Origin of the sequence: Helicobacter himalayensis (assembly GCF_001602095.1) — a bacterium.
In the GTDB taxonomy this organism is placed as follows: domain Bacteria; phylum Campylobacterota; class Campylobacteria; order Campylobacterales; family Helicobacteraceae; genus Helicobacter_F; species Helicobacter_F himalayensis.
Window position 1 is genome coordinate 127,833 of record NZ_CP014991.1, and the last position, 22,661, is coordinate 150,493.

Annotated in this window: 23 protein-coding genes and 1 tRNA gene; 23 read left to right on the forward strand and 1 reads right to left on the reverse strand. The window is 39.6% G+C overall.

The window, feature by feature from the left end:
• Positions 1-103: 103 nt before the first annotated feature.
• From A3217_RS09600 to A3217_RS00635, 16 genes are all read left to right on the forward strand, one after another.
• A complete protein-coding gene (locus A3217_RS09600) occupies positions 104-2,557 on the forward strand; it encodes a cation efflux transmembrane domain-containing protein (protein WP_082807826.1) in 2,454 nt (817 codons plus the stop codon).
• A 301-nt stretch (positions 2,558-2,858) separates the two neighbouring features.
• Positions 2,859-4,004 (forward strand): quinone-dependent dihydroorotate dehydrogenase, encoded by a 1,146-nt coding sequence (locus A3217_RS00565; protein ID WP_082807827.1) that lies wholly within the window; start codon positions 2,859-2,861, stop codon positions 4,002-4,004.
• Between the two features lie 47 nt (positions 4,005-4,051).
• Positions 4,052-5,353 carry a M16 family metallopeptidase gene (locus A3217_RS00570; protein WP_066386708.1) on the forward strand — a complete coding sequence of 434 codons (1,302 nt, stop codon included), beginning with the start codon at positions 4,052-4,054 and terminating at the stop codon, positions 5,351-5,353.
• A gap of 39 nt (positions 5,354-5,392) precedes the next feature.
• Complete coding sequence (gene dapA / locus A3217_RS00575; protein ID WP_066386709.1) at positions 5,393-6,256, forward strand: 4-hydroxy-tetrahydrodipicolinate synthase; 864 nt, start codon at positions 5,393-5,395, stop codon at positions 6,254-6,256.
• Between the two features lie 21 nt (positions 6,257-6,277).
• Positions 6,278-6,880: a methyltransferase family protein gene (locus tag A3217_RS00580; RefSeq protein ID WP_066386710.1), complete on the forward strand. Its 603-nt coding sequence runs from the start codon at positions 6,278-6,280 to the stop codon at positions 6,878-6,880.
• A gap of 72 nt (positions 6,881-6,952) precedes the next feature.
• Positions 6,953-7,753, forward strand: coding sequence for an enoyl-ACP reductase (locus tag A3217_RS00585; RefSeq protein WP_066389644.1), 801 nt, complete (start codon positions 6,953-6,955; stop codon positions 7,751-7,753).
• A 24-nt stretch (positions 7,754-7,777) separates the two neighbouring features.
• Positions 7,778-8,686 (forward strand): cation diffusion facilitator family transporter, encoded by a 909-nt coding sequence (locus A3217_RS00590; RefSeq protein WP_066386711.1) that lies wholly within the window; start codon positions 7,778-7,780, stop codon positions 8,684-8,686.
• 8 nt (positions 8,687-8,694) lie between these two features.
• Positions 8,695-10,404 (forward strand): ATP-binding protein, encoded by a 1,710-nt coding sequence (locus tag A3217_RS00595; protein WP_066386713.1) that lies wholly within the window; start codon positions 8,695-8,697, stop codon positions 10,402-10,404.
• A 1-nt stretch (position 10,405) separates the two neighbouring features.
• Positions 10,406-11,122 carry a 1-(5-phosphoribosyl)-5-[(5-phosphoribosylamino)methylideneamino]imidazole-4-carboxamide isomerase gene (gene hisA / locus A3217_RS00600; RefSeq protein ID WP_066386715.1) on the forward strand — a complete coding sequence of 239 codons (717 nt, stop codon included), beginning with the start codon at positions 10,406-10,408 and terminating at the stop codon, positions 11,120-11,122.
• Positions 11,123-11,206: 84 nt separating this feature from the next.
• A complete protein-coding gene (locus tag A3217_RS00605; RefSeq protein WP_066386720.1) occupies positions 11,207-11,584 on the forward strand; it encodes a chemotaxis response regulator CheY in 378 nt (125 codons plus the stop codon).
• 55 nt (positions 11,585-11,639) lie between these two features.
• Entirely contained in the window at positions 11,640-12,662 is a 1,023-nt protein-coding gene (prmA, locus tag A3217_RS00610; RefSeq protein ID WP_066386722.1) for a 50S ribosomal protein L11 methyltransferase, read from the forward strand.
• 25 nt (positions 12,663-12,687) lie between these two features.
• The gene (gene ftsH, locus A3217_RS00615; protein ID WP_066386724.1) at positions 12,688-14,598 is read left to right on the forward strand and encodes an ATP-dependent zinc metalloprotease FtsH; all 1,911 of its coding nucleotides are present in this window, start codon (positions 12,688-12,690) and stop codon (positions 14,596-14,598) included.
• Between the two features lie 37 nt (positions 14,599-14,635).
• Positions 14,636-15,241, forward strand: a complete 606-nt coding sequence (locus tag A3217_RS00620; protein WP_066386727.1) for a phosphatidylserine decarboxylase — start codon at positions 14,636-14,638, stop codon at positions 15,239-15,241.
• Between the two features lie 2 nt (positions 15,242-15,243).
• Complete coding sequence (pssA, locus tag A3217_RS00625; protein ID WP_066386729.1) at positions 15,244-15,945, forward strand: CDP-diacylglycerol--serine O-phosphatidyltransferase; 702 nt, start codon at positions 15,244-15,246, stop codon at positions 15,943-15,945.
• Positions 15,946-15,965: 20 nt separating this feature from the next.
• The gene (locus A3217_RS00630) at positions 15,966-16,637 is read left to right on the forward strand and encodes a coiled-coil domain-containing 22 family protein (protein ID WP_066386731.1); all 672 of its coding nucleotides are present in this window, start codon (positions 15,966-15,968) and stop codon (positions 16,635-16,637) included.
• A gap of 48 nt (positions 16,638-16,685) precedes the next feature.
• Entirely contained in the window at positions 16,686-16,907 is a 222-nt protein-coding gene (locus A3217_RS00635) for a hypothetical protein (protein WP_066386733.1), read from the forward strand.
• 58 nt (positions 16,908-16,965) lie between these two features.
• Here A3217_RS00635 and A3217_RS00640 read toward each other — a convergent pair.
• Positions 16,966-17,056 (reverse strand) — tRNA-Ser (locus tag A3217_RS00640).
• 192 nt (positions 17,057-17,248) lie between these two features.
• Here A3217_RS00640 and fabD point away from each other — a divergent pair.
• From fabD to A3217_RS00675, 7 genes are all read left to right on the forward strand, one after another.
• Positions 17,249-18,184 (forward strand): ACP S-malonyltransferase, encoded by a 936-nt coding sequence (gene fabD / locus A3217_RS00645; protein WP_066386735.1) that lies wholly within the window; start codon positions 17,249-17,251, stop codon positions 18,182-18,184.
• A 10-nt stretch (positions 18,185-18,194) separates the two neighbouring features.
• On the forward strand, positions 18,195-18,905 hold the full coding sequence (locus tag A3217_RS00650; protein ID WP_066386737.1) for a 5'-methylthioadenosine/adenosylhomocysteine nucleosidase: 711 nt from the start codon (positions 18,195-18,197) through the stop codon (positions 18,903-18,905).
• A complete protein-coding gene (locus A3217_RS00655) occupies positions 18,902-19,417 on the forward strand; it encodes a SixA phosphatase family protein (RefSeq protein ID WP_066386745.1) in 516 nt (171 codons plus the stop codon). Before A3217_RS00650 ends, A3217_RS00655 begins: the two co-directional genes overlap by 4 nt.
• A 137-nt stretch (positions 19,418-19,554) precedes the next feature.
• Positions 19,555-20,007 carry a type II secretion system protein gene (locus tag A3217_RS00660; protein ID WP_066386752.1) on the forward strand — a complete coding sequence of 151 codons (453 nt, stop codon included), beginning with the start codon at positions 19,555-19,557 and terminating at the stop codon, positions 20,005-20,007.
• Between the two features lie 9 nt (positions 20,008-20,016).
• On the forward strand, positions 20,017-20,457 hold the full coding sequence (locus A3217_RS00665) for a hypothetical protein (RefSeq protein ID WP_066386754.1): 441 nt from the start codon (positions 20,017-20,019) through the stop codon (positions 20,455-20,457).
• A gap of 118 nt (positions 20,458-20,575) precedes the next feature.
• On the forward strand, positions 20,576-21,196 hold the full coding sequence (locus A3217_RS00670) for an isochorismatase family protein (RefSeq protein WP_066386755.1): 621 nt from the start codon (positions 20,576-20,578) through the stop codon (positions 21,194-21,196).
• Positions 21,197-21,406: 210 nt separating this feature from the next.
• Positions 21,407-22,660 (forward strand): hypothetical protein, encoded by a 1,254-nt coding sequence (locus A3217_RS00675; RefSeq protein ID WP_066386757.1) that lies wholly within the window; start codon positions 21,407-21,409, stop codon positions 22,658-22,660.
• Position 22,661: the final 1 nt, after the last annotated feature.

Consider the following 22,661-nt stretch of genomic DNA (forward strand, 5'->3'; position numbering starts at 1 on the left):
TGCTTGCGCTTTTTGTTTGAGTTGTAAGGTCAAAAGCTTTTTTAAGGCATTTTTTCTATAATACGCGTTTTTGTTTCTCTAATAAATCACATAAAGGATTTTCTTGTCTCTGCAAAAAAAGTTTTTTGAGCTTCTTTATTTTTATAGCGCGAAATATGTGGAGATTCTCGTTTTTTTGCTTTTTACTACGGGCTTTGTGTTGTATGCTTTGGGGCTTTCATCATTTGGGAAAAATAGCCTGCACGCACAGACTTTTTTTCATTTAAGTGCTTTTTTATTTATTCTATTTTTTTACAAACGCTTTCAAAAGCAAGATTTTAAGGCGTTAAAAATCCCACTTCTTTGTTTTGGGATTGTTATAGTTTGCGGGTTTTTGACTTATTTTAATCCCATTTTACCCCGCACATTTTCTCAAGTCCTAAGCGCGATAAATTCTAATATTATTGGGCTTGTTTTGCTCTATGTGATTGGCTTTGTGTGGGTGCTTTACACAAGGCGCGTATATTTGCTCTTGTTTTTTATAGTGCTGGCATTTCTTTGTGTGTTAGAAGTCACACAAACTATTGAAATAGCAAAAGCGACAAATAATCATAGGCGTGTGCCATTTTATTTTCAAGAGGTTTATGCTTATAATATTTGGCTTTTATTGCCCACTGCGTTTTGTATAGGCGGGATTTTTGCGTTTAAAAACATTGGGTTAAAAATTCTTTGTGTTGTTGGGGTGTATTTTTGCCTTCTAGCAATGCTGGCAAATGCCGAGCGCTCATTTTTGGTAGCATTTGTAGTTATGATTGTTGGAGCATTTTTACTCTATCGCTATAAATTTAAAAAAATTATTTTGCCTGTATTTTTTCTTGCTCTGCTTGTTTCTGGAATCTATGGCTATAACTACAGCAAAACGCTACCTGAGCGCTATAATTTCGCGTATATGTTGGAGAATTTTTGGGTTGTGATTAATACCAAACCAATTGAAATGGGGAAGTATGATAACGCCTGTTTTAGTGGCTGGAATTGCTCGCAGGAAAGCAAAGCGCAGGGAAAAGACCCTATCACTTGGGAGCATTCTTCGCTCGTGCGTCTTGCGATGAGTAAATCCACCTTTTTAGCCGTGCTTGATAATCCGCTCAAACCCCACATTGTTGGCGTGTTTCAAATAGGTGAATATCTTTGGCATTATTACAATCTCAAAAATCACCAAAACCGCGTGTATATGGCGGTTGATAATGCAAAATATAATGGCTACAATTCGCCACATAATCTCGTGGTAAGTCTTTTGCTAAGTTATGGGATTATTGGTTTTGGCGCGATTTGCGTGTTTTTGTTTTTGCTTTTTAGGCGCACAAGGGCTTTTATGAATGCGCAATCAAATTCTTTTATAAGATTCATCACTCTAAGTTTTTGTCTTCTTCTTTGTGGGATTTGCGCGCAGTGCTTTTTTGATGTGATTTATAATGTCATTTTGCACCCACTTTTTCTTATCTTTGGCTTTATTCAAGGCTTGATATTACGCAAGGATTTGCCACATAATCTAGCATTTGTAGAAAAGCTTTGCAATGCTTACAAACAAGCGGTGAGCACCCTGCGTCAATTTAAACGCGAGCAAAGAGTTGAGAATTATGGCAAAAAAGTGCGCCTTAAAGATTCTCTTACTATTCAAGAAAACAAAGAAAAAGAGCAGCGCGCCTTAAAGGTTTCAATGTATTGTGCGCTTCTTTTGGCGATTTTTGGTATAGGATTTGGGCAGCTTGTCAAATCAAGCGCGATTATTTTTGATGGTATTGTGTGTCTTGTGAGCGTGGCTTTGGGATTTTTGAGTGTGGTGACTTCGCGCTATATTTACAAAGAAGATGATGATATTTTTCAATATGGCTATGTGCGTTTTGAGCCGATGGTGAATTTCTTTAAAAGTGCGGTTTTGCTCGCTGTATGTGTGTATGCGCTACTTTCTGGCGTGCATTCTGTGATTAAAGGTGGTTATAGCTTAGAGCTTGGAAGCGCGGTGATTTATACAATTTGTGCATTTGTGATTTGTCTAGGGATTTTTGCTTATACGCATTTTTTTGCGGAGCGCTTAGATTCTGAATTGCTTTATGTTGATAGGACGGAGTGGCTTATTGATTGTGCGCTGTATTTTGGTGCGATTGTGGCATTTGGCTGTGTGTATCTCTTTGACCCGCAGCAAAAAAGCGCGATTAGCCACTACATTGATCCACTATTGCTTATTTTCCTTTCTTTTGGACTAGCTTTTACACCGCTTAGGATTATGGTTGCGAATTTTAAAGATTTAGTGATGGTTGCCCCACCGGAATTAGATTCTCAAATCACACAAATTATGCAGGATTTGAGTAAGGAATATGGCTTTAGCGAATATGATACGCATGTGGCAAAAAGTGGGCGATTTTTTATGATTGAAGTAAATATTTTAGAGACGCACGGGCTTAGCATTAACGCAAAAGAGCTTGATATTATTAGGGAAAAAATCCAGAATGCACTTAAGCTTCCAAGTTATAGAATCTGGCTTCTAGTCAGCCTTACAGCTAATCCAAAGTGGTTATAAGGACGCAATTTTTCAGAATCTACAATCTCCAAGCAACTTGATAGAATCTACAAATATTCAAGCTTCCAAAAAACGCCGAGTATGAACGCGCAAGCGGAGATAAAGCGGAATTCACTTCCGCGAGGCGATACCTTAAAGGAATCGAATCTAAAGACTTTAGAATCTTGCAAACCTTTGCGATAAGTTAGATACTATGTTGAAACTCGCAAACCCCTTTTTTGTCCGCATTAATTGTTATATTGTTAGTATTTTTATACAATGCCCAACTCGTATTTGTAAATTACCCACTAAAGGCTACTTTATGTATGACAAAGTAAGATCGTTGTTCTTTAAACTTCAGCCAGAGACGGCGCATTCCCTAGCGGAGCGTTTTTTGCGTTATTTTTGCGTGTTGCCGGGCGTGCAAGATGTGCTTGCGCGAAATTTTGTGATTGCAGATTCTCGGCTTGCAAATGATATTTTGGGCTTGCACTTTCCAAATCCGCTTGGGCTTTCAGCGGGTTTTGATAAAAACGCAACAATGATTGAGGGCTTAAGCACATTTGGCTTTGGGTTTTTAGAAATTGGCACAATCACGCAAAGCCCCCAAAGTGGGAATCCAAAACCACGACTTTTTAGATTTCCAAAAGAAAAAAGTTTGCAAAATTGTATGGGTTTTAATAATCAAGGTGTGCTTAGCGTGGCAAAAAGGCTAAAAAAAATCACGCCATTTGCCATTCCTTTGGGGCTAAATCTTGGCAAAAATAAAATTATTGCGCAAAGAGATTCTTTAAAAAATTATGAAAACACATTAAAAGAATTGCTTGAGTATGGGGATTACTTCGTGTTTAATGTCTCAAGTCCAAATACCCCAAAACTGCGTGATTTGCAAAATAAAGAATTTATTGGCTCACTTTGTAAAATGGCGCGCAACAACACGCAAAAGCCTATTTTTATCAAACTTTCTCCTGATATGCATAATGAGGATTTGCTCGAAGTGATAGAATCTGCGTATAAAAATGGTTGCAATGGGATTATTGCGACAAATACGACGATTGATTATTCCTTGCTTGAGGGTGCGAAAAATGAAGGTGGCTTAAGCGGGCAGGTGCTGAAAGAAAAATCGCGCGAAGTGTTTGCAAATATTGCAAAAGAGTTTTTTGGCAAGCTTACACTTATTTCTGTTGGCGGGATTGATGATGCCAAAGAAGCTTATGAGCGCATAAAAATAGGCGCATCACTCATTCAGGCTTACACGGGTTTTGTGTATGAGGGAGCGAGCTTTGCAAAAGATATAAATAAGGGGATTTTAGAGCTTATGCAAAAAGATGGCTTTAGTCATATTAGTGAGGCTATTGGTGCGGATTACAAAAAGGTTAGAAAACCAAAAGAGAAAAGCACAAAAACAGAATCTAAGCTAAGAACACGCAAAACATTACCAAAGGCAAATAAAGATTCTGAAAATTAGGAGTTTTGAAAGTGAGATTTTTGGCAGTAATATTATTAGGAGGATTGATGAGTGCGGTGAGCTTGAATGCTGGAGTGATACCAAAGCATTATGAAGAAGTGCTTGAAAATGGCTTGCAAGTGGTGGTAGTGCCATTGCAAAATAAAAGCTCAGTGATTGAAGTAGATGTGATTTATAAGGTTGGTAGTCGCAATGAGGTGAATGGAAAAAGTGGTATTGCGCATATGCTCGAACATCTTAATTTTAAATCCACCAAAAACCTTAAAGCTGGTGAATTTGATGAGATTGTGAAAAAATTTGGCGGTATGAGTAATGCTTATACAATTTTTGACTACACAAAATACTATATAAACACGACAAATAAGAATCTTGCAAAGTCACTAGAGCTTTTTGCGGAAGTAATGGAAAATCTCACTTTGAGCGATGAGGAATTTCAGCCAGAGCGCAATGTTGTGTTGCAAGAGCGCCTATGGCGAACGGATAATAATCCAACGGGGCTTTTGTATTTTGAGTTTTTTAACACTGCGTTTGAAAAACATCCTTATCATTGGACACCCATAGGATTCAAAGAAGATATACAATCTTGGAAGTTAGAGGATATTATCGCATTTCATAGCACTTACTATCAGCCACAAAATGCCATTGTGCTGGTAACTGGCGATGTCGAGCCAAAAGAGGTGTTTGCAAATGCGAAAAAATATTTTGGCAAGATTAAAAACGCGACAGATTCTATCCCACAAGTGGATATAAAAGAGCCAACCCAAAATGCATCAAAGTTTAAGCAAGTCCAAAAGCAAAGCGAAGTGGAATACCTAGCAATGGGCTATAAAATCCCAGATTATCTTCACAAAGATCAAGTGGCACTAAGCGCGATAAGTGAAATTCTAAGTGACGGAAATTCTAGCCTTTTTCAAATTGAGCTTGTAGATAAAAAACAACTTTCCTCGGGAGTTTCTGCGTATAATATGGAGCTAAAAGATGAGGGTGTGTTTTTTATTATGGCAGTGGCTAATCAAAATGTGAGCGCAAAGACTTTGCAAAAGGAGATTGTTGCGATTTTGGAGCGCATCAAAAAGGGCGAGATAAGCCAAGAAGAGCTAGAAAAAGTAAAAATCTCAACAAAAGCAAGCTTTGTGCATAGTTTTGAAAGTGCAGCTTCCACGGCTGGTGTGTTTGCAAGCTATCTTGCACTGGGCGATTTGTCGCCACTTTTTGAATATGAAAATGCAATTGAAAACCTTAGTATTGAAGAAATCGCGCGCGTGGCGCAAAAATACTTTGTTCCAAATATGCTTACAACAGCTGTGATTTACGCAAATGAAGGCACAAAGAAGAGTACAACAAACTAAAGAGGGGAAATTGTGGAATCTACATTATTGTATGGAGCGATGAGCGCGCTTGTGACACCTTTTTATGAAGGAAAAATCGATACGCAAACTTTTGAATCTCTTATCAAAAGACAAATTGCTTGTGGAATGGACGCGTGCGTGCCTGTAGGGACTACGGGGGAATCTGCGACTTTAAGTCATAAAGAACATATGGAGTGCATTGAGCTAGCTGTAAGTGTATGCAAAGGAAATAAGATAAAAGTGCTTGCAGGTGCGGGGAGCAATGCCACAAGTGAAGCCATTGAACTAGCGCGTTTTGCGCAAAAATGTGGCGCAGATGCGATTTTATGCGTAAGTCCATATTACAACAAACCAAGTCAAGAGGGGCTTTTTGCGCATTATAAGGCAGTGGCAGATTCTGTGGATATTCCGCTTATGCTTTATAATGTCCCTTCACGCACGGGAGTAAGTATTGAAGTTGGCACGGCGATACGACTTTTTAAAGAAGTGAGGAATATCATTGCCATTAAAGAGGCGAGTGGGTCGATGGAGCGCGTGATTGAGCTTGCGGCGAATGCGCCTACTTTTAGCGTTTTTAGTGGAGATGATGCGCTCAATTACCCAATCCTTGCAAATGGCGGTAAAGGCGTGATTTCAGTAACGGGCAATCTTTTGCCCAAAGAGATTTCAGAGCTTACGCATAGTGCGCTAAATGGGGATTTGCAAACAAGCCAAATGCTTAACAATAAGCTCTTTGAGATTAATAAAGCGCTTTTTTGCGAAAGCAATCCAATCCCTATAAAAGCCACAATGTATCTTAGCGGACTTCTTAGAAGCTTAGAATACCGCCTGCCATTAGTTGCACCAACGAGTGAAAATCTCAAATATATAGAATCTGTTTTACAAAAATATGAAATCGCATAAAATAAATTCAAGGAGTTTTTAATGAGACTTAATCGTTTTCCCTTACAGTATGTTTTTGGCGTGCTGTGTATTGTGTGGCTTTTTGTTTCATCAAGTGCGCATAGCGATTTTGTTGCAAATCTTATCCGAGGTGTGGGCGTAGCATTTGTGATTGTGGGCGTGTATGGAAGGCTGTATGCGACAATCTTTATCGGCGGTATGAAAAATGAAGGCGTAGATGGTAAGAGCTTTATTGATTATGGTGCTTATAGCTTGTGTCGCAACCCGCTCTATCTCTTTTCTTTCGTTGCCTTTGTTGGTATCCTTGCACTCAAAGGGCAGATTGCGCTTATTGTCATCGGTGCGCTTATATATTTGTGGATTTATAGAATGACAATTTTAAGCGAAGAAGAGTTTTTGGAATCGAAGTTTGGCGAGCCTTATAAGCAATTTTTGCAAAAAACTTCACGCTTTTTTCCACGCCTTGAGGGTTTTCATTGCCCAGAAAAAATCGAAGTGCGCCCAGAATTTTTACACAAAGAAATCCGCCGTGCGCTCAATTGGTTTTTGGGCGTTGTGACGATTTTGGCAATTGAAGTGTTGCAATATTACGAGATTTTGCCTGTATTTTGGCGTATTTATTAGGTAAAAATAGCAATTAAAGGAAAAATTTATTACAATAGCCCGAAATTTTGCAACTAAAAAAGAGGTTTAATGATGACAAACGACCAAAATACAACGGACTTTATGAGAGGCAAAACTTTAGTTATCAGTGGCGCTACAAGAGGTATTGGGAAGGCTATTTTGTATCGCTTTGCGCAGAATGGTGTGAATGTCGCTTTCACTTACAATAAAAACGAGGAAGAGGCAAATAAGATTGCTCAAGATGTAGAAGCAAAATACAAAATCAAAGCAAAATATTATCCGCTCAATGTCCTAGAGCCAGAGCAGTATGTGGAATTGTTTAAAAAAATCGATGAATATTTTGGACGCGTAGATTTCTTTGTCTCAAACGCTATTATTTATGGTAAAAGCGTAGCGGGCGGATTTGGTCCATTTATGCGCTTGCGTCCTAAGGGGTTAAATAATATCTACACTGCTACCGTGCTAGCCTTTGTCGTGGGCTCACAAGAAGCAGCAAAGAGAATGAAAGAAGTAGGTGGCGGAGCAATCGTATCTTTAAGCTCAACAGGAAATCTCGTTTATATGCCAAATTACGCAGGACACGGGAACTCCAAAAATGCTGTGGAGACGATGGTAAAATACGCCGCCACAGAGCTAGGAGAATGGGGGATCCGTGTTAATGCTGTAAGTGGCGGACCAATTGACACAGACGCGTTGCGTGCATTTCCAGATTATGCAGAGGTACGCGCAAAAGTGGAGGAGCAATCCCCGCTTAACCGTATGGGAACACCTGAAGATTTGGCTGGTGCGGCGTTTTTCCTTTGTGATTCTACGCAAAGCGCGTGGCTTACAGGACAAACGATAGTTATTGATGGTGGAACAACTTTTAAATAATTTTTTTTCACAAAGCGCCTTTTAATGCGTTTTCCTGCTAGTGTTCTTACCCCCAAGTTTGCCGCTCTTACCGCTACAATCACTGCGCTAAGTTTGGCGGTGCTAAAGCTTGTCGTCGGGATTTTAAGTGGCTCGGTGGCTGTGCTTGCGAGTGCGATAGATTCTCTACTTGATGTGGGAATCTCAATCTTTAACTTTTTTGCGTTAAAAAAATCCGAGCAACCTGCAAATAGCGGATTTAATTATGGTTTTGGCAAAATAGAAGCCCTTGCTAGCGCGTTTGAAAGCTTTGTTATCTTTCTTTCTGGATTGTATATTCTTTATACTTCCATTCAAAAGATTTTACAAACACACAGTATTCATAACTTAGAATCCTCACTCGGCGTGATGCTTTTTTCATTTTGTGCGACTTTATTTTTGGTAGTGTTTTTGCAAATCATCGCAAAACGCACAAATTCGCAAGTCATCAAAGTCGATGCGATGCATTATAAAATTGATTTACTTAGTAATGGCGCGGTTTTATGTTCGCTTGGGGTGATTTATGTGAGTGGTTTTGAAAAGCTTGATGCGATTTTAGGACTTCTTATAGCGGTGTATATTATGTTTAGCGCGTTTGGGCTGATGAGAGATAGCGTGTTTTTATTGCTTGATAGAGCCATAGAGCCAGAGATTTTGGAGCGGGTGAAAGACATCTTAGACAAAGCGCCCATCACGGGTTATCACGCTCTACGCACGCGTATTTCTGGAAATATATATTTTTTAGAGGTGCATTTGGTGTTTGATGATTCTATTGCGCTTCTTAGTGCGCATAAGGTTTGTAATGCCATTGAAGAGCAGGTGCGTGCAATAAATCCAGCACTTATATGGGAGATAAACGCGCATTTAGATCCTTATGATGATTATGAAGAAGATGTGGTGTTAAAATATTATTAAGGAACATAATGGAATTGGTGAGTGATTTTTTACAAGCAGAGCCTATTACAACAGCTAGGATTTATCCGCATTTAAAGTGCGATGAGCAAGAGGCGGAGATTCTGCGCGCGTTATTAAAAGAATATTTAGACGGGGAGAGCGATTGGAATGTTGGCATATTTTTATTGAAATTTTTTCACACAAACGCAGTGCAAAACCTCGCCTTTTTGCCAAAAGTGCGCAATCTCATCGGCTTGGGATTGCTTAATCAAAGTGGCTTTGATTTTTTAGAATCTAAAGAATCTCTTTTAGAGCTTTATGCTGAACGCATTCGCTTAAGTGGCAATTTTTTTAAAATCTTAGAGGGCTCGCTTGATGAGGAATTGCCAGAAATTAGCGCGTATAGCGATGATTTGGAGTATTTAAAAGACCAATTTATGCGCATTGATTTGCTCCATAAGCTTAGTAATGCAAAATCTTCAAATGCGCCTTCTCTTAGTTTTTCACTCAAACTTTTAGACGAGCACATTAAAGCGCGTTTGAAGCTTACCCTGAAGCGCATTCCGATTGTGAAATTTCTTAAAGAGTACCATTTAACCCAAAAAGAGCAGATTCTCTTTTTAGCGGTTTTAAAAGAGGAGTATTCCTCAAAAGATGGCGAGCTTTTCCGCGAAAGTGGGACATTGCTAGGGCTTATTAGCAGTGATGAGTATGAGAGAATGCGTAACAGCGCACTTTTGAATGAAAACTCAAAGCTCATTACGGAGGGCTTGCTTGATTATGATGAGTATATTTCAGGTTTTGGGAATATCACGCGCTCATTTTTTATCCCGCAAGAAATTTTGCAAAAAATCACCCACCCTACAAAGCAACGCAACAAAATAAGCCTTTCATCATTAGTAAAAAACCAAGATATTTTTGAGCTTTTAGAGCCAAAGCAGGGGCTGGATTCTGTCGTGTTGCACGAAAGAACAAGAGAGACACTCAATCACCTGCTAGCGCAAGTTGATGCGCGCGTAGCAAAACTACTAAAGCAATGGGGGATAAAGCAAAAGCGCAGTATTGAAGCAAAGATTCTACTTTATGGACCACCGGGCACAGGCAAAACGCTAAGTGCGCTTGCTTTAGCAAAAAGTCTCAAAAAAGAGGTGTTAAGCTTTGATTGCTCAAAGATTCTCTCTATGTATGTGGGGGAATCTGAAAAAAATGTGCGCCAAATTTTTGACACTTATAAAGATATTTGCAAAAAAACCAAAAATGAGCCAATACTTTTGCTTGATGAAGCCGACCAATTTCTCTCTTCGCGTGCAAATGTCGCAAGTAGCGCGGATAAAATGCACAATCAGATGCAAAATATTTTTTTAGAGCAAATTGAACGCTTTGAAGGTATTATCATTGCGACTACAAATCTCATTGAAAACTTCGATAGCGCCTTTTCAAGGCGCTTTAATTATAAGATAGAGTTTAAGCGTCCAAATTTTTCCCAACGCCAAAAATTGTGGAAATCTTTACTTCCGCGCAATATTAGCTTTGTAGATTCTAAGCAAGTGCTTATTGACACATTAAGTGAGTATGATTTAAGTGGCGCGCAAATTAAGCTTGTGATTAAAAACACTGCTTACAAAGTTGCTACAAGAGAAAATCCAGTCTTTAGTATTGAGGATTTTAAAGAGGAGATTAAAAAAGAGCAGAGTGGAAACTTTGATGGTAGCAAAAATGTAGGATTTATAAGGAGATAGTATGCTTGATATTTATCCGGCTATTGATTTAAAAGAAGGCAAGGCAGTGCGGCTTTATAAAGGTGAAATGCAAAGCGCAAAAATCTATGGCGCACCGCTAGAGTTTGCTAAAAAATTTGAAGAAATGGGCGCAAAGTGGTTGCATATCGTGGATTTAGATGGCGCGTTTAAAGGCGTACCAAGCAATATGCAAAGTATCAAAGAGATTCTCTCCCATACAAAGCTTCAAATTCAGTTAGGCGGGGGAATCCGCGATGAAGAAACAATTTCAAAATACATAGATTTAGGCATTGCGCGCGTGATTTTGGGCTCGGTGGCGCTCAAAAATATGGACTTTGCGCTCAAAATGGCACAAAAATATCACGTAGCCATAGGCATTGATGCGCGCGATGGGAAAGTCGCGGTTGAGGGTTGGGCGCAAAGTGGCGAAGTAGAGGCGCTAGAATTTGCCAAAGAGTTTCAAAATAGCGGAGTGGAGGCGATTATCTGCACAGATATTGCGCGTGATGGCGCACTAAGCGGGATTAATGTAACTTTCACTCAAACAATCGCGCAAAATAGCGGAATCCACACTATCGCAAGCGGTGGATTTGCTAATCAAAGTGAGCTAGAGACTTTAGCGCAAAATGAGTTTATTGGCGGGGTGATTATTGGCAAGGCGTTTTATGAAGGAAAAATTGATTTACAAAACTCACTAAAAAATTTTCAAAAAGCATAAGGGATTAAAGCAAATATAAATTAAGTATGGTAAAATTCTGAACTTTTTGCCGATTTTGGGAAAATATTTTATGAGGAGAACACATTGAAATTGCTTGTAGTTGATGACAGCTCCACAATGAGAAGGATTATAAAGAATACATTGCAGAGGTTGGGCTATGAGGATATTCTAGAGGCTGAGCACGGCGTAGAAGCGTGGGGGATACTTGATACTACCGGCGGGATAAATGTGCTTATCACGGATTGGAATATGCCTGAAATGAATGGACTTGACTTGGTGAAAAAAGTGCGTGCAGATGAGCGCTATAAAGATATTCCTATCATTATGGTAACCACTGAAGGCGGTAAGGCTGAGGTTATTACTGCGCTTAAAGCTGGCGTAAATAATTACATCGTGAAGCCTTTCACACCGCAAGTTTTGAAAGAAAAGCTTGAAGTTGTGCTTGGCGTGAATGAGGGCTAACACATTCTCTTGGGCTTAAAGACACACTTTTAAGCCGCACTAACTTCTAAAAATAATGCAAAACTCTTATTTTGAACTTATTCTTTATCCAAATGCTCAACCTGAAGTTTTTTCACAAATGGTTGGGGAATTTCTCACACAAATTTATATATTAGATTCTGATATGTCAGATTTTGACGCGCAAGATTGTGATTTTTCAAGCTATCCTTGTGAATTTGTGGATTCTCAAAGTATTTTTGACTATGTGATTCCTAAAGAAAAATGGCACATTGCCGGGAATCTGAATCTACAAGAAATTACCTCACACCAAAAAACAAAAATTATTTTCGCCATTCCAGAGACAACAACACAGGGGCAAAAAACTTCTGATATGCTAAATGCGATAGAATCTTGCTTAAAGCAAACTTGTGAGATTCTATCCGCGCGTTTGCAGGAGCAAGTAGCACTTGCCTATATCTTACAGGAAAAAAAGAATGAGGATTGGTTACGGGTTTATAGAGATTCTATTATACCCATTGATTGTGGGAAGTTTCATATTACGCCATCTTGGCATTTTAGTGAAGAATCTAGCAAGGATCATATCCCTATTATCATCGATCCAGCCCTTGCTTTTGGCTCAGGACATCACGCAAGTACGTCTATGTGTTTGGAGCTTTTAAGCGCATTAGAGCTTAAGGATAAAAATGTCCTTGATGTGGGTTGCGGGAGTGGGATTTTAAGCATTGCAAGTGCGAAACTTGGTGCAAATGTGTTTGCTTGCGATACAGATTCTCTAAGTATCGAGCAAACAACACTCAATATGCAAAAAAACAACACCACTTGCACGCTGATATATGGTAGCCTGAATAAAATCCCAGCACAACCTCAAGATATAATCATCGCAAATATTACGGCACTTGTGCTAAAAAGCCTTTACAAGGACTTTGTATTGCATTTACTTAAAAATGGAATCCTTATTATTTCTGGAATCTTAGCAGAATATAAAAATGATATAATTGCGTGTTTTACTAGAGGTTTTGCGATTTTACAGACTTTAGAGCGCGATGAGTGGGTGGCGTTTAAAATGCAAAAACTTTAATAAGGCAATTAAGCAAGGAGAAAGAATGCAAGAAAATCAAAATAACAATAAAAAACCATTTAAACAAAATCCTTTTTTAACTTTCGCGCTTTTGGTGATTGGCTTAATGATTGTGTTTAAGTTTTTTTCCCCTTCAGGTGATCTTTTGAGTGAGCGCTTGGGTGGAAGTGTGATAAATAGAGAAGTGAGCTATTATGAGTTAAAACAGCTTATTAAAAATAAAGAAGTAGATTCTGTAAGTATTGGACAGACGATTATTAAGGCGGTGTCTTCAAGCGGTTCGCCAAAGATTCTCTATGTGGCAAAGCGCGTGAGCGACCCAAATCTCACCGCACTTTTAGATGAAAAGCGCATCGAATATAGTGGTTTTAGTGAATCTAATTTTTTTACAGATATGATTAATATGCTTTTGCCAATCTTTATCATCATCGCTATTTGGCTTTTCATCGCTAGCAGAATGCAAAAGTCTATGGGTGGCGGAATGTTTGGTATCGGAAGCTCAAAAAAGCTTGTGAATGCCGAAAAGCCAAAGGTGAGCTTTGATGATATGGCGGGAAATGAAGAGGCAAAAGAAGAAGTTGTGGAGATTGTGGATTTTCTCAAATACCCTGAACGTTATGCGGCTGTGGGGGCGAAGATTCCAAAAGGTGTGCTTTTAGTGGGACCTCCGGGTACAGGCAAAACGCTTCTTGCAAAGGCTGTGGCGGGGGAAGCGAATGTGCCGTTTTTTTCAATGAGCGGAAGTAGTTTTATTGAAATGTTTGTAGGCTTAGGTGCAAGCAGGGTGCGCGATTTGTTTGAAATGGCAAAAAAAGAGGCGCCAAGTATTATTTTCATCGATGAAATTGATGCAATCGGAAAAAGTCGTGCCGCAGGTGGAATGGTGGGTGGCAATGATGAAAGGGAGCAAACGCTCAACCAGCTTTTAGCCGAAATGGACGGCTTTGGCTCTGAAAATGCCCCTGTCATCGTGCTAGCAGCTACCAACCGCCCAGAAGTGTTAGATCCAGCACTTTTGCGCCCGGGACGCTTTGATAGGCAGGTGCTTGTCGATGCGCCGGATTTCAATGGACGCGTGGAGATTCTCAAAGTGCATATCAAAAATGTCAGCCTTGCGCGTGATGTGGATTTGCAAGAGATTGCAAAATTTAGCGCAGGGCTTGCGGGTGCGGATTTGGCAAATATCGTTAATGAAGCAGCACTGCTAGCAGGGCGTGAAAACAAAAAAGAAGTTTCACAAAAGCACTTCAAAGAGGCGATGGAACGCACAATGATAGGCTTAGAGAAAAAATCTCGCAGAATCTCGCCAAAAGAAAAAGAAATTGTCGCCTATCACGAAAGCGGGCACGCGCTGATGGGTGAGCTTACAGAGGGTGCAAATCGTGTGAATAAGGTTTCAATCATTCCGCGCGGAATGGGTGCTTTGGGCTATACCCTCCACACACCAGAGGAAAATAAGCATTTGCAGCAGCGCTATGAGATGATAGCTGAAATCGATGTTTTGCTCGGCGGGCGCAGTGCGGAGGAAGTCTTTTTGGGTGAAATCTCAAATGGTGCGTCTGATGATTTGCGCCGCGCGACAGGCATTATCAAAAATATGATTGTATATTATGGAATGAGCGATGTAAGCGGGCTTATGGTGCTAGATGATTATACAAGACGTAGTAATTTTCTAGGTGGCGGGGGCTCTGCGCGTGAGTTTAGCGAAGAGACTGCGCGTAAAATGGATACTTACATTCAAACAATGCTTAATGAGCGTCACGAGCATGTCAAAAAGACGCTTGAGCTGTATAAAGGTGCGATTGAAGCGATGGTAAAAGAATTACTAGAAAAAGAAGTGATTGATGGCTCGCTCGTGCGTGAAATCATAGAAAAATATGAAAAAGAGCAAGGTATGCAATCGCGTCTCATACCTTTACAGACACAAGAGGATTAGAGGGCAAGTTAAAAAAAGTTAGAAAAGGAGGCTAAAAATGAATGCAAATATCCAAATTATTGCAAAAGAAGGTTGGTTTGGCGCGATTGTGTTAGGGGTGCTGTTTTTGGTATGTGTGTTTTTTGAATGGGAAGTTTTGGGCGTGATTTTTTTACTAGCTTTTGTGCTGTGGCTTTTTATGTTTCGCAATCCAGAACGTATCGCAAAAAACCAACCTAAAGCGTTCCATTCCCCAGTAGATGGCATTGTGCGTCATATTGATATTTTAGAAGAAAATATATGTGTGCAGATTTATACACGCTTTTTTGATGTGGGCGTAGTGCGAGCACCTAGCGATATTTTGCACGCTAGCTTAAAGAAAAAAGGCGGACTTACACTTTGCTTTGCGGATTCTGATAAAAAGCGTATGCTAAATACTTCCTTTAGCCTTGCATGGAAAGATAAGCAAGATTTCTGCCTTGAATTTTTTCCAGAATTTTTTAGAAATTCTGGAATCTATGCAGATTCTAATCTTGCAAGTGGCGAGCGTCTAGGCTTTATGAAAAAAGGAGTGACAAAGATCTACTTGCCAAAAAATGCGGAGCTAAAGGTAAGCATAGGCGACAAAGTCAGCGCGTGCAATAGCGTAATAGGAGAGTTATAAAGATGAAAATAAGCCCTCTTTATATCCTGCCAAATCTTTTTACCGCAGGGAGCATTTTTCTTGGAATCTTAAGCATAATGGCGGCTTCAAAGGGGCTATATAGCTTTGCTTGCTGGTTTATTGTGGTTTCGATGCTTTTAGATGGGCTAGATGGACGCGTGGCACGAATTACAAATACTTCGAGTAAGTTTGGCGTGGAGTTTGATTCTCTAGCGGATATTGTAGCTTTTGGTGTAGCGCCTTCGATTTTGCTGTATTTTTATGTTGGCTTTAGCTTTTCGCGCATAGGTGAGGTGACTTCTGCATTTTTTGTGATTTTTGGTGCGATTAGACTCGCGCGTTTTAATATCACAACTTCTAGCGAGCCAAACTTTTTCATCGGCTTGCCAATCCCTTCAGCAGCGATTTTTATCGTGTTGTGGATTTTGGTAGATTTAGAACATAAGATTTTTTTAGAATGCAAATATTTGCTTATTTTGGGCGCGTTTATCGTCAGTATCTTAATGGTGAGCAATGTGCGCTATCCGAGCTTTAAGAAAATGCAATGGAATCTAAAGTCCTTCATCGTGTTGCTTATTCTCATAGGAATTGTGCTTATTGAGCCTGTGGAGGTGCTTTGCGCGCTAATGAGCTTATATGTGCTGTATGGGGTTTTGCGTTGGCTTGTATTGAGGGTTAGAATCTTGCTAAAATTAAGCAGTTAGGGTCTTGCAAGGATTGCAGTTTGATAGATAGTAGCTATGCACAACTCACACAAAAACAAAAAGAAGAAATTGTTGCATTAAAAGAGAGACTAGATTCTCTCCAAGAGCTACTTTCTCAAAAAGAGCGCGAAATCACCACGCTTACAAATTACACAAAAGAGCTAGAAGAGCGCAACGAAGGACTTGTTGCTACGCTTAAAAATAGAGAATCTGCGCTTAAGCAAATTGAAAAAAGCACAGAAATCTTTGGTGTAGAGCTTGATGAATTATTAAATATTCTTTTTTCTTTACAAAATCAAGGCGTAAAAGCCAAAGATTCTGAATCTTTTATCCAATCTGTCCAATTTAACGAGGACAAAGAGCTGCTATTTGGGCTTAATATCGCAAATGATTTCATCGAACAAAACTCCTACCAAACGATAAAATACTATCTTTTCAATCTTGACTGCAAGTTTTCTCAAACCTTTGATTTGCTCAATCTCCACCCGCAAAACAAAAGCGATTTTGTTTTAATCGGCGAGACTTTTAGCTCTTTTGTGCGTTTGGAAGCCTATAAGCGCAATGAAAGCTTAAGAGGCATTATTGAGATTTTGCCAGCAGATATGTTAAATCCCGTGCAAGTACGCTACTATGGGAATTTGGACCTGAGGGAATATTTTGATTTATTCGTGCAAAATTACAGCAAAAACTAGGTTTTATACACCAAAGACAAGCTTTTTTAAAGGACTTTAGGAGAATCTATGCAAGAGAAAGCAAATTTTTTTTATGTCGCTTTTGCGCTGTGTTTGGTTGGCTGGGCGTATTTGGGCTGGGGATTTTTGCTTTTTCCGCTTAGTCTTTTTCTTGCGCTGTATTCAAGGGTAGCAAATCTCGCATTTTGGGTGCTTGTATTTGCTGATATTGCAGGATTTAGCACTTCGATTTATGCACTATCAATGAAATTTTTTGGTGTAGTGGTGTGAAAATCAAAAAAGCAGAATCTAAGAAAATACCCTCGATTTTTAAATTAATTAGCAGTAATGGCGGACAGGGAGGGATTCGAACCCTCGATAACCTTGCGGCTATGCGTCCTTAGCAGGGACGTGGTTTCAGCCAACTCACCCACCGGTCCAAAGAATCTAAAAGCCAGAAGACCTTTCTTTTTTAAGCATTAAAAGGGCGCAATTCTAACTTAGAAAACATAAAATACCGCTTAACGCAACGCAAACTTTTTCACCCCGCGCATTTGTGATTTGGCTCAAAAATCTTTCAAGCAAAAGTATGTTAGAATGCGGATTTTAAACTTTTTTGCAAGGATTAGGATATGAAAAATTACGCGTTTATTTTCCCCGGGCAGGGCTCGCAGGCTGTGGGTATGGGGAGAGAATTTTATGAAAACTTCTCTTTGGCAAAGGAGCTTTTCGAGCAGGCTTCAGATTCTCTAAGTTTGGACTTCAAAAGTTTGCTTTTTGAAGAAAATGAGAATCTTAATCTCACGCCTTACACACAACCAGCGATTTTTCTTGTGAGCGCGATTGCGTTAGAGATTTTTAAGCAAGAATGCGAAGTGCTCCCAAAAATTGCGCTTGGGCATTCTTTGGGCGAAGTGAGCGCGTTTAGTCTAAATGGTGGCGTGAGTTTTTCAAATGCGATTAAGCTCACACACAAGCGCGGTTTATTGATGACAAAGGCGTGTGAGGGGCAAGATGCTGGAATGATGGTTGTTGTGGGATTAGAAGATGGTGCTGTTGAGGCATTTTGCAAAGAGCGACGGAATGAGGGTAAAAAAATATGGTGTGCCAACTATAATGGTGATGGACAAATCGTGTTGGCTGGTAAAAAAAGCGATTTGGCAAGCGCTGAAAGCGCGTTGAAAGTCCTTGGTGCTAAACGCGCGCTTTTGCTTCCAATGTCTGTGGCAAGCCACTGCCCGATACTAGAATCTATCTTGCCAGAATTTGACGAGCTTTTGCAAATGCTACTAGAAAGGGATTCTAGCGTGCCGATTGTATCAAATGCGAGCTTGCAAACCTACACAACAAAGCAAGATGCGCTCACACGCCTAAGTAGCCAACTCACCCAACCTGTGCTATATAAGCAGTCAATCATTAAGGTGGATTCTGAAATTGATGGTTTTATTGAATTTGGACACGGCAATGTGCTAAAGGGCTTAAACAAGCGCCTAAGTCAAAAACCAACACTCAATGTTTCAAATCCTGCGACACTTAAAGAATGTATAGAATCTTTGCAAAATTCCTAAAGGGGGTGTTATGAAAATAGGTATTATTGGGGCGATGATAGAGGAAGTCACGCCACTTGTAGAATTTTTTAAAAATCAAGGCTATAAAATCGAGGAAATCGCACTAGGCGGGAATGTATTTCATAAAATCATCATACAAAATGATACGCTCTATATTGCTTATAGTAAGATTGGCAAGGTGCATGCGGCAATCACGGCAAGTGTGATGATAGCGCGCTTTGAATGCGAGCGCATTATTTTTACGGGCGTGGCTGGTGGGCTAGATTCTAGGCTCAAAGTCGGCGATTTACTCATCGCTACAAAGCTCGCGCAACACGATGTGGATATTACCGCCTTTGGGCATCCGCTAGGATTTATCCCAGAAAGCGCGGTGTATATTGAAGCTGATAGTGCGCTTAATGCCATTGCAAAAAAAGTCGCACAAAAGCTTAATAAACCACTGATGGAAGGAATTATCGCTTCAGGCGATCAATTTATCTGCGATGAGAGCAAAAAGCAGTGGATTATCCAAAACTTCCAAGCAAGCGCGGTTGAGATGGAGGGCGCGAGTGTAGCGGTGGTGTGCAATGCCTTTAAGATTCCTTTTTGTATTTTGCGTTCAATCAGCGATAGTGCCGATGGGAGCGCAGATGTGAGCTTTGATGAGTTTTTAGAAGAAGCAGCCAGAGTGAGTGCGCAGTTTAGCATTGAGATTCTTAAAGAATTGGGGGTGAAAATTTGAATAAGCTAGAAAGTATTATTTTTATCCGTCACGCGCAGAGTGAGGATAGAGCAGAGTTTGCAAGAAAACATAAGGGGTGTGATGATAGTACGCGTCCGCTTAATAAGGTTGGCAAAAAGCAGAGCAAGCAAATCGCGCGCTTTATGAAAAAATATCTTGCCAATCCTGCGCATAAAATTGATAAAATCATCTCTTCGCCTGCTAAGCGCACATTGCAGAGTATTAGACCGCTTAAAAAGCGTGTGAAAATTCCATTTGAGACAAACGCAAAAATTGCGCCAGATTGTGGGTTAAAAGCCTATCTTGAACTTTTAGATTCTGTTGCAGAATGCCAAAGTGTGCTATTTGTCGGACATCAGCCAGATATACAATCGTGTATAGAATATCTCACAAATAGCGCACAAATCCAAGTGGAAAAAGGTGCGATTATCAAACTGCAACGCAAGGCACAAACGCAGGATTTGCAAAATTGCTTTGAAATCGCACTTCTCCTCCCGCCAGAAAATCTTTAGGTAAAAAGCACAGATTCTTAATAGCCAAAAGTGATTATTGTAGAATCTGCAAACCTAAATGATAAAATGCAGGTGTGGATCGAGTTTTCAATAATTTTCTCTTGCAAGTGATAGATTATTAAGGAATGGAGGCTGTAATGCGTGATGCGTTTAGTATGCTAGAACTTGTGTTTGTGTTGATTATTTTAGGTGTGCTTGCAGCCATTGCGATACCTAGATTTTCCGTAACGCGTATAGACGCGCAGATTGTGGCTATCGAAAATGATATAAATAACGCTATTAGCGGGATTCAGCGCGAAGTCTTTTCTCAAAATCTTGACCCAAAAACCCTTGATATGACGCAAATTTTCACCCTTGCAAATCTAAGTCCCGCGCGCTGGATAGTGCAGGGAAACGCCATTACACTTGGTAAAAATGGCGCGATAGATTCTCAAAACGCGTGCGTGTTTGTGCGCTATAACAGCGCGCAAAGTTTGCTAAGCTATGAAATCACGCAAAAGGCAGATTCTACGCTTTGCACGCGTCTTTTTGCGCGTCACCCAAATGGAGGCAAAAAAATCCCGCTCAACACCTCCAACGCACTTTTTTAAAGGCTCATTTTGCGTGCGCTTTCACTTAGTCCAAAAGCTTTTAGCGCGCTAGAGTTTGTGCTTGTGGTGATAATTTTAAGTGTGTTAGGTTTTAGTGCGATAAGCATATTTTCAAGCTATCGACAAAAAACCTGCCTGCAACTTTTGCGCGCAAAACTTCTCCTTACCCAAGAGCAACTAAGTATGCTTTACTTGCGCGATTTTTATTACACTAATCCAAATTTGCAGGCTCAAGCCTACGTGCTTTTAAGAACCTTACAAACGCAAGAAAAATGCTCTTTTAGTCTTAGTCAAACGTCTAATTTTGCACCTCATCTAATCGCTAATGTAGGAAGCGAGCGTTTAATTTTTTTTATCCAACCGCAAAACCTACTTATAAATCCCAAGATTTTTTGTGATTTTTCTAAACCACTTTGCAAAGCTTTTTGGGAGCGTGTGAATGATAAATAGGCAGAATCTGTGATGATTTTGCTACATTTAAAGCTAAAAATCTTATTTCTTATAGTTTATAACCTTTTAGATTCCAAAAGAATCCTAGAATTTTTTAAAACAACCCAAAGGAGCTAATATGGGAGAAAATATGCAAACTTTACTCAACGCGCAAAAGAGCATACTTGTGGGGATTGATATACAAGAAAGGCTTATTGATGTAATGTGCTATAAGCAAAGGGTGCTGAAAAATGCAAATATTCTCTTGCAGGGCGCGAGAATCTTAGGTGTGAAAACGATTTTAAGCGAGCAATATCCAAAGGGGCTAGGGAAAACTGATAGTAGTTTAAAATTCCACGTGATTGATGATTTTAGCACCCCACTTGACGAAAATAATGAAAATAATAAAAATGATGAAACCCCACAAGTTAGGCTTTTTGAAAAGATTTCTTTTAGTATTTTTAATGACAGCGCACTAAGAAATTTCTTGCAAGATTCTCAATGTAAAAGCCTTATCTTTTTTGGGATTGAGACGCATATATGTATCTTGCAAAGTGTGATAATGGCGCTAGAGATGGGCTTTGAGGTGTGGCTTATTGAAGATTGTCTAAGTTCAAGGAATGAAGCAAACCACAATAACGCACTTTGCTTTATGCGCTCGCAAGGAGCGAAAATCATTAATACCGAGAGTTTTTTATTTGGGTTTTTAAGCCAAGCAAAAGGTACGCAATTTAAGGCTATAAGCGGGCTTATTAAATAAAAGTTTTGGAATCTATTCCTTTAAAGATTGCCTCGCGGAAGTGAATTTCGCTTCAGCTCCGCTTGCGCGTTCATACTCGGCATTTTTTGGAAGCTTTAAGATTTGTAGATTCTATGTTTGGAGATTTTGGAATAAATAGCTATAATGCCCGCGCACTTACAAAGCCCAAAAGCTAAACAAAGAAGCTAAAATCACAGCTAAGGCGTATATATGCAACAGCTTTATTCTCAAAAGAAATTTTTCCTTCTTTTTGTTTTGACGCTACTTTTTCATATTGCCTGCCTTTTGTTTAATATTAATGAAATTAGTATCCACCACAAAGAGGCGTTTGGATTTTTTTATTCTGATGAGTTTATTTATGAGCTTGCGCGCCTAAGCTATGAGAATCTAGGACAGAGTGATTTTGCCTTGCGCGCGCCGTTTTTGGCGGTGCATATTTGCAATGTTATTTTGCTTTATCTTATTAGTTTGCGCTATTTTAAACGCGCACTAGATTCTTATCTTTGTGTGTTGATTTTTATGTTTTTACCCGGCATTGTGCTAAGCTCCATTCTTATTTCTAAGACAAATTTTATTATTTTTATCGCGCTTGCGTGTGTGTATTGGCAGTTAAGATTCTCGCGCAATGCGTATTTTATGCCAGCACTTAGCGTGTTTTTGGATTCTAGTTTTAGTATTTTGTATTTGGGTATGTTTTTTTATGCGCTAAGGACAAAAAACACACCGTATCTCTTTTTTGCACTGCTTTGCTTTGGTGTGAATATGTCGCTTTTTGGCATTGATGTTAGCGGGCATCCGCAGAGTTATTTTATCGACACGCTCGGTGGGCTTGTGCTTTTGTTTTCACCTTTGCTGTTAATTTATTACATTTACGCGCTTATTGTTTCAAGTAGGCGTCAAAATGAATTTATGAGTTATGTATCTTTGAGCGCGTTTGTGTTTGTGTTGATACTTTCTTTGCGTCAAAAGGTGGATTTAGAAACGCTTTTACCTTTAAGTATTATCGGCTTACCAGTGCTTGTGCGGCAGTTTTTGGGAGATATTAGAATCCACTTGCCACAATTTAGGCGTGCTTATATTTTGCGCTTTGTGGTGATTTTTTTGCTTATGCTTTTGCAAAGTAGTGCGCTGTATTTTAATAAACTGCTTTATCTCGCGCAGATAAAGACGCATTTTGCACACTCATATTATTATGGCAAAGAGATTGCAAGCGAGCTTAGGAAAATTAATATTGAATCTATCCAAGTAGAGGACAAACGCCTTGAATTGCAGTTGCGCTTTTATGGCATTGATAATATCTCGCCTAGAATCTTACGCAAGGTAAAAGAGGGTGAAAATGATGATATAAAACTTGTGTATCTAGGCAAGATTATCGCGCGCTATAAAATCACCTATGCGCCCAATGAGCATACACAAAAGGCGGGTAAAGATTCTAAAATCACCACCAAAAAGCGCACAAAATGAG